Source organism: Burkholderia seminalis DSM 23518 (assembly GCF_902832885.1).
Classification (GTDB): Bacteria; Pseudomonadota; Gammaproteobacteria; order Burkholderiales; family Burkholderiaceae; genus Burkholderia; species Burkholderia seminalis.
Genome location: NZ_CADFDK010000002.1, coordinates 753,273 through 770,098, shown reverse-complemented (window position 1 = coordinate 770,098; position 16,826 = coordinate 753,273). Strand labels below are relative to the sequence as shown.

Annotated in this window: 13 protein-coding genes; 4 read left to right on the top strand and 9 right to left on the bottom strand. The window is 69.7% G+C overall.

Annotated elements, in window-relative coordinates:
• Positions 1–332: 332 nt before the first annotated feature.
• Entirely contained in the window at positions 333–1,814 is a 1,482-nt protein-coding gene (locus HWX00_RS09985; protein ID WP_034185707.1) for a sigma-54 dependent transcriptional regulator, read from the bottom strand.
• Positions 1,815–2,247: 433 nt separating this feature from the next.
• Positions 2,248–3,165 (bottom strand): metal-dependent hydrolase, encoded by a 918-nt coding sequence (locus HWX00_RS09980; RefSeq protein WP_175028381.1) that lies wholly within the window; start codon positions 3,163–3,165, stop codon positions 2,248–2,250.
• A 583-nt stretch (positions 3,166–3,748) separates the two neighbouring features.
• On the opposite strand from HWX00_RS09980, the gene HWX00_RS09975 reads away from it, so the two are divergent.
• The 3 genes from HWX00_RS09975 (at position 3,749) to HWX00_RS09965 (ending at position 6,455) form a co-directional block, all read left to right on the top strand.
• Entirely contained in the window at positions 3,749–4,090 is a 342-nt protein-coding gene (locus HWX00_RS09975; RefSeq protein WP_034185706.1) for an FKBP-type peptidyl-prolyl cis-trans isomerase, read from the top strand.
• Between the two features lie 25 nt (positions 4,091–4,115).
• A complete protein-coding gene (locus tag HWX00_RS09970; RefSeq protein ID WP_175028380.1) occupies positions 4,116–4,889 on the top strand; it encodes a helix-turn-helix transcriptional regulator in 774 nt (257 codons plus the stop codon).
• Positions 4,890–5,015: 126 nt separating this feature from the next.
• Positions 5,016–6,455, top strand: a complete 1,440-nt coding sequence (locus tag HWX00_RS09965) for an MFS transporter (protein ID WP_175028379.1) — start codon at positions 5,016–5,018, stop codon at positions 6,453–6,455.
• A 144-nt stretch (positions 6,456–6,599) separates the two neighbouring features.
• On the opposite strand, the gene HWX00_RS09960 is transcribed toward HWX00_RS09965, so the two are convergent.
• Complete coding sequence (locus HWX00_RS09960) at positions 6,600–7,070, bottom strand: winged helix-turn-helix transcriptional regulator (protein WP_124609071.1); 471 nt, start codon at positions 7,068–7,070, stop codon at positions 6,600–6,602.
• 129 nt (positions 7,071–7,199) lie between these two features.
• Here HWX00_RS09960 and HWX00_RS09955 point away from each other — a divergent pair, with 129 nt between their 5' ends.
• Complete coding sequence (locus HWX00_RS09955) at positions 7,200–8,435, top strand: MFS transporter (RefSeq protein WP_175028378.1); 1,236 nt, start codon at positions 7,200–7,202, stop codon at positions 8,433–8,435.
• Between the two features lie 129 nt (positions 8,436–8,564).
• Here the strand turns inward: HWX00_RS09955 and HWX00_RS09950 are convergent, their stop codons facing one another.
• The 6 genes from HWX00_RS09950 to HWX00_RS09925 all read right to left on the bottom strand — a co-directional run bounded on the left by HWX00_RS09950 (position 8,565) and on the right by HWX00_RS09925 (position 16,818).
• Entirely contained in the window at positions 8,565–9,731 is a 1,167-nt protein-coding gene (locus tag HWX00_RS09950; RefSeq protein ID WP_034185968.1) for a glycosyltransferase family 4 protein, read from the bottom strand.
• A complete protein-coding gene (locus tag HWX00_RS09945; protein ID WP_034185702.1) occupies positions 9,731–10,915 on the bottom strand; it encodes a glycosyltransferase family 4 protein in 1,185 nt (394 codons plus the stop codon). The genes HWX00_RS09950 and HWX00_RS09945 overlap by 1 nt, the downstream gene beginning before the upstream one ends.
• The gene (locus tag HWX00_RS09940; protein WP_034185701.1) at positions 10,912–12,378 is read right to left on the bottom strand and encodes an O-antigen ligase family protein; all 1,467 of its coding nucleotides are present in this window, start codon (positions 12,376–12,378) and stop codon (positions 10,912–10,914) included. The genes HWX00_RS09945 and HWX00_RS09940 overlap by 4 nt, the downstream gene beginning before the upstream one ends.
• 10 nt (positions 12,379–12,388) lie before the next feature.
• Positions 12,389–13,525, bottom strand: a complete 1,137-nt coding sequence (locus HWX00_RS09935; RefSeq protein WP_034185700.1) for a glycosyltransferase family 4 protein — start codon at positions 13,523–13,525, stop codon at positions 12,389–12,391.
• 43 nt (positions 13,526–13,568) lie between these two features.
• A complete protein-coding gene (locus HWX00_RS09930; protein ID WP_175028377.1) occupies positions 13,569–14,528 on the bottom strand; it encodes a glycosyltransferase family 2 protein in 960 nt (319 codons plus the stop codon).
• Between the two features lie 64 nt (positions 14,529–14,592).
• Positions 14,593–16,818 carry a polysaccharide biosynthesis tyrosine autokinase gene (locus HWX00_RS09925; RefSeq protein WP_175028376.1) on the bottom strand — a complete coding sequence of 742 codons (2,226 nt, stop codon included), beginning with the start codon at positions 16,816–16,818 and terminating at the stop codon, positions 14,593–14,595.
• Between the last annotated feature and the right edge of the window lie 8 nt (positions 16,819–16,826).

The following is a 16,826-nucleotide window of genomic DNA, read 5'->3' as shown; positions in this document are numbered from 1 at the left end:
CCGGGCAAGGGTTTGGCGCGGCCGACAGGCGACCGGAACGGGGGCGGATGGGCGGAAGTTGCGAATCTGAAACATGCGGCGCGCGGCACGCGTCGGACCGGTCGCGGCCCACCCTTGCGGGATAAGGCTGAACAATGGAGCGCGGCGTTTTTACCGACACGTGCCGGCCCGTTCAGCCCGGTTTCCCGCGAGAATTCGCGCGGTTGCCGAGGCGAAATGTTTCATGCGCTTTACATGCCCGTCGGCGGGACGAATCGGCAAGTGCCGAACGGACGATCGCCCGGCGGCACGCGACAATCGCTACGTGCGTGCGTGCGGCACCGGCGCCGGCCTCAGCCGACCCGCTGATGCCCCGCGTCGCCGGACGGCGCGCCGTCGTGCCCGCCGTTGTCGCCGTTTCCGCCGTTGTTGTCGTGATCGTTCAGCCCGTGCTCGATCATCATCCGGTAGAGCGTCACGCGCGAGATGCCGAGTTCGGCCGCAGCCTTGTTGATCCGGTGATCGTTACGCAGCAGCGCGTTCTCGATCGCGGTGCGCTCGGCGAGCGCCCTCGCCTGTTCGAGCGTCACGGGCTCGGTTTCGCCGGGTGTGTCGAGCCCGAGATCGTGCGGCGTCAGCAGCCGGCTCTCGGCCATCACGATCGCGCGCCGCACGCGGTTGATCAGCTCGCGCACGTTGCCGGGCCATTCGTAGCGACGCATCGCATCGAGCGCGGCCGATGTGAAGCCGCTGATCTTGCGACCGCTGTCGGACTTGAATTTCTGCAGCACGTAGTGCGCGAGGATATCGATGTCCTTGCCGCGCGCGCGCAGCGGCGGCTCGTGGATGCGCAGCACGCACAGCCGGTGATAGAGATCCGCGCGGAAGCGCCCGGCCTCGACCGCGCCGTCGAGATCCACGTGCGTGGCCGAGATGATCCGCACGTCGACCGCGATCGATTCCTGCCCGCCGAGCCGCTCGATCTTCCCTTCCTGCAGGAAGCGCAGCAGGCTTGCCTGGCTCTCGACCGGCATGTCGCCGATCTCGTCGAGAAACAGCGTGCCGCCGTTCGCCGATTCGATCCGGCCCGCGCGCCGCTGGTTCGCGCCGGTGAATGCGCCGCGCTCGTAGCCGAACAGTTCCGACTGCAGCAGGTGATGCGGAATCGCACCGCAATTGATCGCGACGAATGGCCCCTTGCCGCGGCCTGAGCGCTCGTGAATCGCGAGCGCCGTCAACTCCTTGCCGGTGCCCGACTCGCCCGAGATGAACACGCTCGCATCGGTCTTCGCGACCTTGCGGATCGTGCTGAACAGCTGCTGCATCGCCTCGCAGTTGCCGATCATCCCGTGTTCGCCGATCGACGCCGCGTAGGCCGCGCCATCGACGCGATCGAGCGCGGCCATCCCGCGCGCATGACCGAGCACGTGCGAAATCCACTCGTAGGGCAGCGGCAGCGTGACGTAGTCGAAACAATAGCTGCGGATCAGTTCGCGCACGGCAGGGCTGATCGTGATGCCGGCCTGCGCGATGGATATCCAGCCGATCGCCGGCTGGCTCAGGCACGCTTTCAGCGCCGGATAGTCGCGCGACGTGAAGCCCGTGAAATCGACCAGCCCGGCCGCGACGCTCATGCCGGAGGTCATGTTCTGCGCGGCGCCGGCCGTCTTCGCGACCGCGATCTCCCAGCCGAGCCCGCGCAGTTGCGCCAGCAGCGGCTCGTCGGGCGTCCGCATGATCGCGAACAGCTTGCGTCCGGCCTCGGGAGCGGTGACGGCTACATCCGTCATCTCGGGCGCCGCCTGCCCGTTTGCGTCGGGTGACCTTGCAACCATCGTTGTTCCCCGCTTGGCGTTGGTATCGTGCGCCGGCTCGCCGCCGTCTCCGACGGACCACGATTGAACCGACATATTGGCCGCATTTCCGTCCGAATAAAATCCCCCCGCGCACGAATCGCGCGCGAGGTGGGCGCCGTCATGAACGGTATATCGATGCGGCAGGCGGGCGACTAGATGGGTGTTATCCCGGTGGCGCGCGCGGCGAGACCCCGAAACAGGCGGGCGCGCCGGGCGCCGAGCCGCGCCGGTGCTGGCGCACGGCGTTTGCGTGCGATGCCGTGCAGACCGGATCGGCAGGCCGGCGCGGGTAGGCGGAATCGGCCGGCCGGCCACGCGTGCGCCCGCGCAACCGGTTCCCGTTGACTTCGGTCAATCGTCATAGGAAGCCGGTTGATGCAGGAACGCAACATGCGCCGCGCGGCGGGTCGTGTCAGCGGCCCGACGCGAGCGATGCCGGCGCGTTCGCGCGGCCGCGCCCGGCGGGCGCGCCGGCCGGTTCGCCGTAGGTGGCGGCGAGCGCGTCGACGCGCGCGAGATGGTGATGGTTGTCGTGATCCCACGGATGGAAGCCCGGCCGGAAAAAGCTCAGCCATTCGCCCGCGATGCGCGGGAACAGGCCGCGGCGCGGCCCGTACAGGAACGCGATCATCCGCAGCATGCCGCGCACGTGACGACCGGCGCCGCGATCGCGCCACAGCAGCGTCGCGTGCATCAGGAACACGGTCGGCCAGAACGTGAGCGTCGTCAGCAGATACACGCCGATGCGGATCAGATAGCGGCGCGGCCCCGGCTTCATCACGGTATTCCACACATCGAACGACACGGCCTTGTGCTCGGTTTCCTCGAGCGCATGCCAGATCCACATCTGGCGGTAGCCTTCGACCGAGCCATCCAGGCGCGTCGAGTCGCGCAGCAGCCAGTCGGCGAGCATCGCCGTGTAGCGCTCCGCCGCAACCGTATGCGCGAGCTGCACCGAGTGCGGCAGCTTGCGCTTCATGAAGGCCAGCACCGTCCAGACGCGCTTGTCGAGCTTGCGCGCGGGCAGGCGGTTCGCCTGCATCAGTTCGTTGTATTCGATGTGCTCGCGCGTGTGCATCGCCTCCTGGCCGATGAAACCGAGCACCTGCTGCTTCAGCACGGGATCGTCGATCCGGTCGCGGTAGTTGCGCACCGAATCCATGAAGAAGCGCTCGCCGGCCGGAAACAGCAGCGACAGCGCGTTGAAGAAATGGGTCACGTGCGACCCGAGGCCATGCCAGTCCTTCGCGCGTTCGACCGGCAGGTCGAAGCGCAGGTCGCGGCGCACCGGCATGATCCCGGCTGCGGTGGCGGAAGCGGCTGACTTCATGTTCATGGTTCTCCTGGTTCCGGCGCGGCGCGGCGCGTCATCCGACGCGGCCGGCGCAGGCCCGGGCGGCGCGTCGCGCGCCACCAAAATCTTGACATCGACAAATGTAAAGATAGGCCGCCCGCACTGGCACGCGCAAGCCGCGCGGTAGATGCGCGCTTCCAAACAGGGCACGGTCGAACAGGCGGAAAAAACGGCGCCCGAACGGCGTGGGGACAAGCCGCGATTCGAACGCGACGTCCGGCCGGCACGCGAGGCATGACGCCCGGCCGCGCCTGCTGTCGGCGACCTGAAAGCCCCGTCGGGCGGGCATTTCGCGGCATCGGACGGATGCCGCACGACGCACCTCGGCCCCTGCAGCCACGCCGATTCATACGCATGGCGCACCCGCGTGGTGCAACCGCGGCGAGGCGGCCCGCGCAACCATTCAAACGCGCGTTCCAATCGTGTTTCGGGCGAGCGCGGCGAGGATGGTCCATCGCCGCTCCCGCACCGCACGCCGCGCCGCGAAAACCACCCGCGCCGGCCCGCGGCGCGCTCGCCTACAATAGCGGTTTTACGCAACCCTCTTTCAGGAGAAGTCATGTCTGTCATCACGACCGAATCGGGTCTCAAATACGAAGACCTGACCGAAGGCACCGGCACGGAAGCGCAAGCCGGCAAGACCGTCAGCGTCCACTACACGGGCTGGCTGACCGACGGCCAGAAATTCGATTCGAGCAAGGACCGCAACGACCCGTTCGCGTTCGTGCTCGGCGGCGGCATGGTCATCAAGGGCTGGGACGAAGGCGTGCAGGGCATGAAGGTCGGCGGCGTGCGCCGGCTGACGATCCCGCCGCAACTCGGCTACGGCCCGCGCGGCGCAGGCGGCGTGATTCCGCCGAATGCGACGCTCGTGTTCGAAGTCGAACTGCTCGACGTCTGATCGCGCACCCGGCCGTTTCCTTCCGATGGAACGCATCGCCTCCCCCGCCATCGCGCTGCGCCGCTACGACACGTGCGAAGCGTCGGACGTGCACGACTTCCACCAGGTCGTGCTCGGCGTCGATGGCGCGATGGTGATGGCGGTGGACGGGATCGGCCAGCGCATCGACCGGCACGCGGCCTGGCTGATTCCGGCCGGCGCGCGCCACGACTACGCGGGCCTCGGCGACAATCGTCAGCTCGTGATCGACCTGCCCGCGGCATCGCTCGCGGTGCCGCAGCGGCTGTTCGACCAGGCGCGCGCCGTATCGATCGACCCGGCGCTGACGTCGCTCGTCGCGCAGGTCGCGGCGGCCGCCGTGCAACACGATGCGCCGGCCGGCGACGCACGGCACGCCGCCGCGCACCGCTTCCAGTGGCAGGCCGCCGCGCGCCTGTGCGACGCGCTGCTCGACGACGCCGGCATCGCCGCGCCCGCGTCGGGCCTCGATTTCGCGCGCATCGACCGCTGGCTGCGCGCACGGCTCGCGGAGCCGCTGCGCATCGCCGATCTCGCCGCGCACTGCGGTTACCGGATGCGCCGGTTCCATCAATTGTTCGTCGAAGCGTTCGGCGAAACGCCCCATCGCTACCTGCAGCGGCTGCGGCTCGATGCGGCGGTCGTGCTGCTCGCCGACGGCCGGCATGCGCTCGTCGACATCGCGGGCATGGTCGGCTTCGCGGACCAGAGCACGTTCACGCATGCGTTCACGAAGCGCTTCGGCGTCGCGCCCGGACGCTGGCGCGGCGAACGGCACTGAACGCATCGGCCTCGCCGGACACGCCTCGACGCGCGTAGCAGGAACGACGCCGCCGCGTCGGCCTGCGTATCGACGCTTCACCTCCCGCTGAAACATCGCCCGTCCGCCGCGTCCTACGATGGACGCATGAATACGACCACCCCCGCCTCCGCTTTCCCGCCCGCGCTCGCCCGCGTCGTCGCGACCGTCAGCATCGGTTTCGTCGTCACGCAGCTCGACGTGACGATCGTCAACATCGCGCTTGCGCCTCTCGCGGCGGACCTGCATCTGCCGGTCGCCGGCCTGCAGTGGATCGTCGATGCGTACACGCTCGCGTTCGCGGTGCTGATGCTGTCGGGCGGGGCGCTCGGGGACCGCTTCGGCGCGCGCCGCCTGTACGTCGCGGGCCTCGCGCTGTTCGCACTCGCGTCGCTCGCGTGCGGCGCCGCACGCGCGCCCGCGATGCTGATCGCGGCCCGTGCGTGGCAGGGCATCGGCGCCGCGGCGATGCTGCCCAATTCGCTCGCGCTGCTGAACGACGCGTGCCGGCACGACCCGCACCTGCGCGCACGGGCCGTCGGCGGGTGGACGGCGGCCGGGTCGGTCTCGATCGCCGCCGGCCCGGTGGTCGGCGGCCTGCTGACCGCCACGTGGGGCTGGCGCGGCATCTTCCTCGTGAACCTGCCGCTGTGCGCGGCGGGGCTTGCCGCCACGTTGGCCTGGGTGCCGGCACGCCACGCGCAGGCCGCGCCATCGCGCCCGGTCCGCGCGCTCGACCTGCGCGGCCAGCTCATCGCGATCGCGATGCTGACCGCGCTGACCGGCGCCGTGATCGAATGGCGGCCGCTCGGCATCGCGCACCCGGTCGTTGCCGGCGGCTTCGCATTCGCGGCGCTCGCCGCGCTCGCCTTCGTCGCGATCGAATCGCGCACGGCCACGCCGATGCTGCCGCTGTCGCTGTTTCGTCATCGCACGTTCAGCGCGGCCGTGCTGTTCGGGATCTGCGTGAACCTCACGTACTACGGCACCGTATTCGTGCTGGCGCTCTACCTGCAGCGTGCGCGCGGCGAAACGGCGTTGCAGGCCGGCCTGGCGTTCCTGCCGCTGACGGGCGGCTTCCTGCTGTCGAATCTCGCGAGCGGCCGCGTCGTCGCGTGTCACGGCCCGCGACGGCCGATGCTGGCGGGCGCACTGGTCGCCGCGCTCGGCTACGGGTCGCTGCACTTCGTCGATGCGTCGACGCCGCTCGCCGCGCTGCTCGTGCCGTTCCTGCTGATTCCGTCGGGGATGGGGTTCGCGGTGCCCGCGATGACGACGGCCGTGCTCGCGTCCGTCGCGCCCGAGCGGGCCGGCATCGCATCGGCCGTGCTGAATACCGCGCGGCAAGCCGGCGGCGCGATGGGTGTCGCGGCGTTCGGCGCGCTCGCGGGCGGCGGCGGCGCGCGGCAGGTCGTGGACGGATTGCGGATCGAAACGGCCGTATCGGTCGCATTGCTGGTCGCGGCCGCGCTGCTCGCGACGCGCGTGCGGCCCGATGCGCATCGCGGCGCGGCGCCCGTGCATCGGGCAATGCCGGCGGCCGATTGAACGCGTGTGCTCACGCGTCGCGGGGATCGCGCTGGAGCAGCCGCCGGTAACCCGCGGCATCCAGCGGACGGGTCATGGCGACGCGGCTCCGGTCAACGACGATCGCGACAGTCCAGCCGACCGGCCGCCCGCCGCGCAACGCGCTCACCGCCGGGGCGCGCCCGCTTCGTCGCCGATCTTCTTCACGACCGTCTCGGCCGCCTTCAAGGGCCGGCCGTCCTCGTGGCGCAGCGCGAGCTTGCGGATCGCACGCCCCGTGCCGCGATCGACCAGCACCGAATGCGGCTCGCCGCGGGCGAACAGGTTCGCCTCGCCCCATTGCCGCAGCATCACGATCACCGGAAACAACCCCTCGCCCTTTTTCGTCAGCACGTATTCCTGATACGCGGTGCCGTCCGACGCCGGCACGACGTCGAACACGCCGGCGTCCACCAGCATCTTCAGCCGGTCGGACAGGATGTTGCTCGCGACGCCGAGGCTCGCGCGGAAATCGCCGAACCGGCGCACGCCGTCGAACGCATCGCGCACGATCAGCAACGCCCAGCGATCGCCGACGATATCGGTCGCCCGCGCCACCGGGCACGGCGAATCCGCAAGACTTTTCTGCCTGGCCATGTTCCTCTCCACCCTCGTGCCATCCGTGCGCGGGCCCGTCGCCCGCCGCACAACAAGTTGCATTTTAAAACTACTTTTCCTACACTTCATGCCAGTTTTAATTTGCAACTACTTTGCGCAAGGGAACCCATGGAGTCTTCCTGTCATTCCGGCGTCGCGGCATCGAACGTGCCGCCCCGTGCAACGCATGCGGTCGATGGCGGCCGCCTGTCCTCGGCGCGCGTCGCGTGGCTGGCCGTCTGCTGTGCGGCGAGCGTCGCGAACGTCTACTACGCGCAGCCGCTGCTCGATTCGATCGCGCGCGATTTCGGTGTGTCGCAGGCCGCCGTCGGCGGCGTGATCACCGCGACGCAGCTCGGCTGCGCACTCGCGCTGCTGTTCGTCGTGCCGCTCGGCGACCTGCTGAACCGCAAGCGCCTGATCACCGCGCAGCTTCTGCTGCTGACGGCGGCCTGCATCGGCGTCGCCGCGTCGCCGACGCGCATCGCGCTGCTCGCGGGGATGGTCGCGGTCGGGCTGCTCGGCACCGCGATGACGCAAGGGCTGATCGCGTGCTCGGCCGCGCTCGCCGGCGCCGGCGAACGCGGGCGCGTGGTGGGCGCCGCGCAAGGCGGCGTCGTGGTCGGGCTGCTGGCCGCGCGTTCGCTGGCCGGCGTCGTCACCGATCTCGCCGGCTGGCGGGCCGTCTACCTCGTGTCGGGGGCGCTCGCGATCGCGATGCTCGCCGTGCTGTCGCGGCTGTTGCCCGACACGGACGCGCCGCGCGAGCGCATCGGTTATGCGGCGCTGCTGCGGTCGATGGTGTCGCTGTTGCGCGATGAACGCGTGCTGCGCGTGCGCGGTGCGATCGCGCTGCTGATGTTCGCGGCGTTCAGCATCTTCTGGAGCGCGCTCGTGCTGCCGCTGAGCGCGCCGCCGCACGCGATGTCGCATACGCAGATCGGTGCATTCGGCCTAGTCGGCGCGCTGGGCGCGGCGGCGGCCGCCCGCGCGGGCCGGCTCGCGGATCGCGGGCGCGGCGAAGCGACGACCGGCGCCGCGCTCGCGCTGCTCGCGTGCGCGTGGCTGCCGCTCGCGTTCGGCGTCACGTCGATTGCGTGGCTGATCGTCGGCATCGTGCTGCTCGACGTCGGCGGGCAGGCCGTCCACGTCGTCAACCAGAGCATGATTCTCGGCGCGCGGCCCGATGCGCACGCGCGCCTCGTCGGCTGCTACATGCTGTTCTACTCGGCCGGCAGCGGGCTCGGTGCGATCGCGTCGACGATGATGTATGCGCGCGCCGGATGGACCGGCGTCTGCGTGCTCGGCGCGGCCGTCAGCATCGCCGCGCTCGGCGTATGGGTCGCGACGCTCAGGCGCGCGTGATGCGCGCCGGTCATCGGGATCGAGCAAAAAAGCCGGCGCACCCGCGTCGGGCGGCCGGCACGCGCACCGGCCACGTGCCTGCGCCGGTCCGGTTTCCTGGTCGGCGCGCCGGTTGCGCGCCGCGAGCGTTCAGCCGGCCGCCTGGATCGCCTCTTCGTACACGCCGGCGACGCGTCGCGCGATCACCGCGTTGTCGAAATGGTCACGCGCGTAGCGCTTGCATGCGGCCTCGTCGGGCAGCGCGATCGTACCCGACAGTGCGCCGCCGAGCCCTTCCGCGATCGCATCGGCGCCCGTCGACGGCAGCACGAGATCGTTCGACAGCCCGGCCACCGCCTCCGGCAGCCCGCCGACCGGCGTCACCAGCACGGGCGTGCCGGACGCGAGCGATTCGACGGTGATCAGCCCGAACCCCTCGAGGGCGACCGTCGGCACGACGCTGACCGTCGCCGCGCGGTACAGCGCCGCGAGATGGTTGTCGGGCACGAAGCCGAGCAGTTTCACGTTGTCCTGCAGCCCGGCGGCGTCGATGCGCTGCTGCAGTTCCTCGCCGATCTTGCCCTTGCCGGCGATCAGCAGCAGCACGTCCGGGTGGCGTTGCTTGATGAGACCGATCGCGTCGATCAGGTCCTCCAGCCCCATGCGCCGCACGAGCCGGCGCACGGCCAGCACGATCGGCCGGTCCTGCGGCAACTGCAGCTTGTGCCGCGCCTCGGCGGGCGTCAGCGGCGTATCGAACTGCGCGGTGTCGACGCAGCCGGGAATCACGCGCACGCGCGACGGATCGATCCCGTAGCGGTTCGTCAGGATCTGGCCGAACGCCTGCGACAGCACGATCAGCCGCGACGAGCGCGTATAGACGGCCTGTTCGAGATAGCGCTTCGCGCGCTGCCCGAGCGACGCCGCGCCCTCGACCTGGCTTTCGTCGGCCCACGGCCCCTGGAAGTGCGACACCTGCGGAATCCCGCGCGTGACGTCGAGCCCCGGAAACGTGTACAGCGCGAAGTGCGACGAGATCACGTCCGGCCGTTCGCTGCGGATCTCGTCGCGCAGCGCGCGCCGCGCGGCGAGCATCCGGCGCGCGAGCGGCTCCGACGCGGGACCGAAGCCCTGGATCGCGCCGCCCGTGTCGTCGGCGACCTTCGGCGAGCCGGCAACGAGCCCGCGCACCTCGACACCGGCCCCCGGTAGCGCGCCGACGAGCGAGTAGTACATCCGGTCGAGGCCGCCCGCGCGTTCGGGGAACCAGTGCATGCCGATTTGCAACGATTTGATCGGCCGGGAAGTTTGGGACATCACGACTGCTCCTGCGTGACTGCATGCTCGACCCGCTCGAAGGCGGACGGCTGCGTGGGTTGACCGATGCGCCGGTAAAGCGCGACGTACTGGGCACCCATGTGCGCCCAGCCGAAACGGGTCATCAGTTCGCGGGCCGCGTCGCCCATCGCGCGACAGGTGTCGCGCGAGGCCGCGAGCGAGCCGATCGCCTGCGCGAGCGCGGCCGGATCGTCCGGATCCTCCAGCACGATCCCGCATTCGCGCGTGATGATCTCCGCGCCGCCCGCCGTGCGCGCGGTGACGACCGGCAAGCCGGCCGCCATCGCTTCCAGCAGCGACAGGCTCATCGCTTCGTAGCGCGACGGAAAGACATACGCGTCGACCGAGCGCATCAGCGTCGGCATGTTTTTCACGAGGCCGAGGAAATGCACGCGCGCATCGATGCCGAGCGCGCGCGCCTCTTCCGGATACGGGCTGCCGGGCAAATAGCCGGCCACCGCCAGATGCACGTTCGCCGGCAGCTTCGTCAGCGCCTTCAGCACGGTGCCGAGGTTCTTGCGCGGCGTGCGCAGGTCGCCGACGAACAGCAGCAGGAACGCGTCGTCCGGCAGCTTGAACGCCGCGCGGTCGGCCTGCGCGTGCGCGAACGCGCTGCCGTCGACGCCGTTGTAGATCACGCTGATCTTGCGGCTGTCGATGCCGAGCCCGGCAATCTCGTCGGCCACCTTCTGCGACACGGCCGTGATCGCGCGCGAACGCCGGTACGCCCAGCGCTCGAGCGTGGTGTTCACGCGCGTATAGACGTACTGGTAAGCCGACCAGATGCCCTTCGTCGGCCCGAACGGATAGTACGGACTCTTGAACCAGCCGCCGTGCACGAAGTGCGCGGTATTCACGTCGGCCTTGATCCACGAGATGAAGCCGTTCACGTGCAGCACGTCGTATTCGCCGCGATGCGCGCGCAGCCAGGCCGCGCTCTTCAGCGCGAACACCTGCTGCTTGACGAGATTCGACGGCCAGAAGCCGCCGACCTTCACGGGCACCCAGCGCACGCGCGGGTCAGCCAGCAGTTCGGGCGCGACATGCGACGCGACCAGCGTGACCTCGTAGTTTTCGGCCAGCGCCGCGCGCGCGATTTCGTAATTGACGCGGCCCTGCCCGTCGTTATGTCGCACGACGTGCGTGACGATCGCGATTCTCAATGGTCGCCTCCCCGTGAACGCGCGGCGGCCAGCAGGCGTTGTGCCTTTTGCCAGTGCGCCGCGGCAAGTATCGAAAAAATGGCTGTGAACATCAGCAGGCCGCCCGTGCCGATCAGCGAGTTCGTGAACACGAGCATCGCGAAGGTCGACAGGCACAGGCTCAGGCACGCGCCGACGAACTTGTCCTTGCGCAGCCGGAATGCCGCGCGCAGCGTGCGGCCGAACAGCATCACGACGCCGGCGAGATACAGCAGCGTGCCGGGCCAGCCGAGCACGAACGGCACGTTCATCACGCCGCTGTCGAAGCTGCCGTACTTGCCGAGCTCGCCGCTGTCGCTCGACAGCTTCGTGGATGCGCCCGTCGCGCCCATTCCTTCGCCGGCGACGTCGGTAAACGCCGTCTGCGCGAAGGTGGCGTAGAACTTGTTGCGGTCGTCGTAGCTGCGGTCGTCCTTCAGGTTCGTGATCGACTGCAGGCGCGCGCCGAGACGGTCGGCCACCGGCCCGACGGTCAGGAGCGGCACGCACAGCCCGACCAGCACGACGCCGCTGATGAGGATCCGCATCCGCAGGCGGTTGTTCGACTGCGCGAGCTGGATCGCGAGCGCGATCACCCAGCCGCCCCACGTCGAGCGCACGAGACACAACGCGAACGACACGAAACCGGCCGCCCCCGCGAACCAGCGGATCTTCTGCGGCGCGGCGAACACGAACACCAGCGCGCCCATGATCGCGAACGCGAACGGCCCCGACGAATTCATCGTGCTGAACACGCGCACGCCGTACGGCACCGGCTCGCCCTGCGAGCCCATGTCGGACCCGATCATCCACAGCACGTCCCACTGCGGCATCACGAAGTACTGCACGACGCCGTACAGGCCCATCACCAGCATGCCCCACATGAACGTGGACAGCAGCACGTCGCGGTACTCGGGATAGTCGCGCGCGTTGACCATGATGTGAAAGCCGATCAGCACCGGGTACACCCAGTTCGCCAGGTCGTAGGTCGCGGCCATCACGCCGCTCGACACGATCCCGACGAGATACGCATACGCGAGCCCGAACAGCATCAGCAGCACGGGAATCCCGCGCCGCTGCGCGAGCACGCGGTAATGCCGGATCAGCCCGAAGCCGGCGATCATCGTCACCGCGAGCGGCGCGACCTGGATCAGGCTCGTCGGCGTGAACGCGCCCTTCGACCAGTCGGCCAGCCGCCGCACCTCGGGGCTCAGGAACCACACCCACCACATGAAGCCGACATAGCGCGCCGGGCTCTTGAAATACAGCCAGAAGCCGACCGCGATGGCCAGCACCGGAAACGCGAGCGTCAGCACCTTGCCCTGATGCACGGCGATCAGCGCGGCGGTGAAGGACCACAGCGCGGCCTGCCCGACCCAGTGCTTCGGCTCGGGAAGCCGGCTGCGCTTGGGCGACGGTGCGCGCTCGGCGGCAATCGTACTCATCGATCCGCTCTCACCGCGACGACGGGCGCGAATCGGCGAGCGGCATCGCCAGCCCCGCGGCCGCCGGCGTGCGGCGCCGGCGCAGCATATCGCGCGTGATCCGCACGTGCTGCTCGGCGAACGCCTGCGTGGTCAGGTCGCGATCGCGCAGGCACGCGGCGGCGGCCCGCGCGCAATCGAGCGCCGCCGCCGGATCGGCGACGAAGCGGTCCGCGGCCTGGCGCATCGCCGGTGCGTCGAACGCCGGCACATACGCGGCCGTATCGTGCGGGAAGTAGTCGCTGAGCCCGCCGACGTCGGACACGATCATCGGCTTGCCGACGGCCGCCGCCTCGAGCATCACGGTGATACCCGACGCATGGAAATTCGGCCGCAACGGCACGACGATCACGTCGGCCCACGCGTACAGCTCGTGCTGCTTCGCCAGCCCCGACGCCGAGCCGATCTTCACGTTCGGCGCATGCCACTCGCGCGGCACGCGGCGGCGCGTCGCGAGCCGCACGTCGTAGCGCGCGTCGCCGCCGAACGCGGCGAGGAACGTGCGCCAGTCGCGGTCGCGGTCGTTGCCGATCGCCGCGATCCGCAGCGGCTGGTTCGGTGTCCACTGCCGCGGCTCGGCCGGCGGAAAATCCTGGGTGTTCAGCCCGTAGTAGACGAACTCGGCCTCGCGACCGAGATAACGACGGCACAGCTCAGCGTTGTCGCGCGCCAGCGTGGTCAGCGCGTCGGCGCGCTTGAGCAGCTTGCGGTACAGCCAGCGGCGCGGACCGCCGAAACTGTCCCACTTGTCGAACAGCCACACGCTCTGCGCGAGCAGCAGCGGCCGCTTGCCCCGCGTACCGGCGAGCTTGAGGACCAGCGCCGCCGCCAGATGCTCCTGTTCCGTATGCGTCCAGATCACGTCGGTGTTCAGCAGCGCGGCGCGATTGCGCCACGCATGCACGACGTCGAAGCCGAGCGCCGCCTTCAGCGCGCGGCGTGCAAGGCTGGCGACGCGGTTCTCGCCGCCGTCCTGCGAATAGGTCAGCCGGAACTCGTCGGATTCGGCGTGGTGATAGCCGTACAGACAGCCGATGTTCTCGCCTTTCCGGTAGGTACGCGGATCGGCGCCGTAAAACAGATGGACATGGACGTTCGTTGCAGTCATGCGAGCCCTCCGGGGGTGGCCGCGCGCGAGGCGCGCGGGCCGTTCAAGACGTCACCGGCGGCATCGCCGCATGGTGGGGGGCAAGGTTCGCGCGGCGGGCATCGCGCGCGCCACGGCGCACCGCGCGCCAGTGCTCGCGGATCCGCTCGCGCTTCGCCGTATGCAGCGACAGCAGCACGTGCGCGAGGCCCGGGTAGACGCGCGTGCCGACCAGCGCCCACCACCACCACGCGATCTCGCGCCGCAGCGGCGGCAGGTGCTCGCGCAGGATCAGGTGCATGTTGTACGCGCCGTTGCTGATCGCATTCAGCGACGCGGCATCGCGCCGGTCGTCGTCGAAACGCTCGGCCGGAAAATGATCGACCGCGATCGCCGGGTCGTAGACGAGCGTCCAGCCGTCGCGCTGCACGCGCATGCTGAAGCCCATGTCGTTGTGCACCTGCGCACCGGCGCCGCGCAGCCGCGTGTCGAAGCGCAGCCGCTCGATCGCGGCGCGGCGGTAGCTCATGTTCGCGCCTTTCAGCATGTCGACTTCGCGCGCGCCGCCGACGCCGAGGTGATGATTGCCGACGATCTTGCCGGACAGCGTGAGCTGGCCGACGCGTTCGCGCGATTCGTCGAGCACGCGGCCTTTCTCGTGGACCCAGTCGCGCCCGCCGACCGCGCCCACGCGCGGATCGGCCTCGAATACCGCTTCGACGCGGGCGAGCCAGTCGCGATGCGGCGCCGCATCGTCGTCGGTGATGGCCACGATGTCGCCGGTCGCGGAATCGAGCCCCTTGTTCAGCGCGGCGACCTGCCCCGGCACGTCGACCGGCACGACGCGCAGCGGCAGCGCGCCGCCGACCGCCGGATCGGCGAGCCGCTCGTGCGTGGCGTCATCCTCCGGGCGCGCGACGACGATCACCTCGTCGGGCAGCCGCTGCTGGCGCTGCAGCGCCAGCAGGCAGCGCGCGAGGTCGGCGGGACGCCGGTAGGTCGGAACGAGCACGGAAATTTTCATCGATGGTTCTCCAGTCGGCCGGGCGGGCAGCACGCGCCGCCCGCCCGGTTACGCGCCAGACGGATCAGGCGCTCAGGTATTCATGCACGGCCGCATAACCGCGGCCGTAGCCGCGCGCCTTCGGCGGCACGCCGTTGAAGATCCCGCCTTCCAGGTCGACACCCGCGGTGCGCAGGCGCTTGATCGCATCGGCGATCTCGCCTTCGGTGTGCATGCCCGAGCGCAGCACGAGGAACGTCGAGCCGGCCATGCGGCCGATGATGGTCGCGTCGGTCACCGCCAGCACCGGCGGCGAATCGATCAGCACGACGTCGTAGCGCTTGCCGAGCCCTTCGAGGTATTGCGGCAGGCGCGACGACATCAGCAGCTCCGACGGGTTCGGCGGACGCGTGCCGGCCGCGATGAACGACAGGCCCTGCACCGGCGTTTCGCGCACGGCATCCTCGAGCGGCGCCTGGTCGCTCAGCAACTCGGACAGGCCCGGCTGCGCGGTCAGGCCGAAATAGCGGTCGAGCAGGCCGCGGCGCATGTCGGCGTCGATCAGCAGCACGCGCTTGCCCGAATGGGCGAGCAGCACCGCGAGGTTGACCGTCAGGAAACTCTTGCCGATGCCCGGCGTCGGGCCCGTCAGCACGATCACGCGGTTCTTCGCGTCCATCATCGCGAACTGCATCGCGGTGCGCAGGCTGCGCAGGCTCTCGACGCTGAGATCCTTCGGACGCAGGCTCGCGAGGATCGGCCGCGCGCGGCCGCCGCCCTTCTCGGCCGCCGCGTCGAGCTTCACCTGCTCGGCGCTTTGCGGCACCAGCCCGTACAGCGGCAGGTTGAACGTGCGCTCGATGCGGTCCGGATCCTCGATGCCCTGGAACAGGTTGCGGCGCAGGAACACCACGCCCGTGCCGAGGATCAGGCCCAGGAACACGGCCGCCGACAGGATCAGCACCTTCTTCGGCTTGACCGGATCGCCCGGACGCAGCGCCGAATCGACGAGGTGGATGTTGCCGCCCGTGCCGGCCTTCTGCACCGACAGTTCCTGCACGCGGTTCAGCAGCAGCACGTAGATGTCCTCGGCGACCTTCGCGTCGCGCTGGAGCTGGACGGCCTTCACTTCGGTGGCCGGCAGGCTGCGGAAGCGGTTGCTGAACTTGTCCTTCTCGCCCTGCAGTTCCGCGAGCTGCTGCTTGGCCGCGATCACCATCGGGTGCGAATCGGTGAAGCGCTGCGCGAGCGACGCGAGCTGCAGGCGCTGCGCGGCGATCTGCTGTTCGTACTGCACGCTGCCTTCGAGGTAGACCTTCGCCTCGTCGCTCGCGTTGATCGAGCCCGACGTGCGCTGGTACTGCGTCAGCGCGGCTTCCGCGCGTTCGAGGTCGGCCTTCAGGCGCGGTTCCTCGCCCTTCAGGAAGTCGAGCATCTTGGTCGCCTCGGCCTGCTTCGCGACCACGTGCTGGTTCAGGTACGACTGCGCGAGCGCGTTCGCGATCGCGGCGGTCTGGTCCGGGTCCTTGCCTTCGAGCGAGATCTGCACGACGCCCGTCTGCTTGCCCTGCTCGGTCACCTGGATGCCGGCCTGGAAGCCGCTGATGGCGTCGAGATCGTTGTAGCGGACCACCGTGAACTGCGTGCCGGGGCGCGCGACGAGCTTCTGCACGAGCAGCGTCACGCCGCCGCCCTGCGCCGCTTCGCCGACATGGCCCGACAGCAGCCGCGTCCCGTTCGGATCGACCAGCGAATAGGTGCCGTCCGGGCCGGCCGTCAGCATCAGCTTCTTGCCTTCGAGCGCCGGCACGACGCTGATCGAATCGACGTCGGCGACTTCGCCGCCCCACGCATACGACTTCAGGCCGAGCCACGGCCGCGACGGCACGCCCGCCGTCGCGAGGCGCGCGGCGAGGCTGCCGATCACCGGCAGCGTCTTCGGCGCGATCGAGAAATTCAGCTTGAACTGATCGACCACCGGCGCGACGACGCCGCGGCTCTTGATGATCTCGATTTCCGCATCGGTCTGCGCCTGCTGCGGACCGGTGTTGATCGTCGCGCCGGTCTGCGTCTGCGTGAGCGCCTGCGACGTGTTGTCGTTGCTCTCGACCCGCACGTGGACGTCGGCCTGGTACACCGGCTTCGCCACGTAGCAGTAGAGGCCGGCGAGCGCGACGACCGTCACCGCGATGCCGAGCAGCAGCCAGATGTCGTCCATGATCACCTGGAGCAACTGGCCGAGGACGACGTCCTCTTCCTCGGTTTTCACGGACAGATCCGCGTAGGAGTGTTTCGCTTGCGTGTTCACCATTCGTTCCC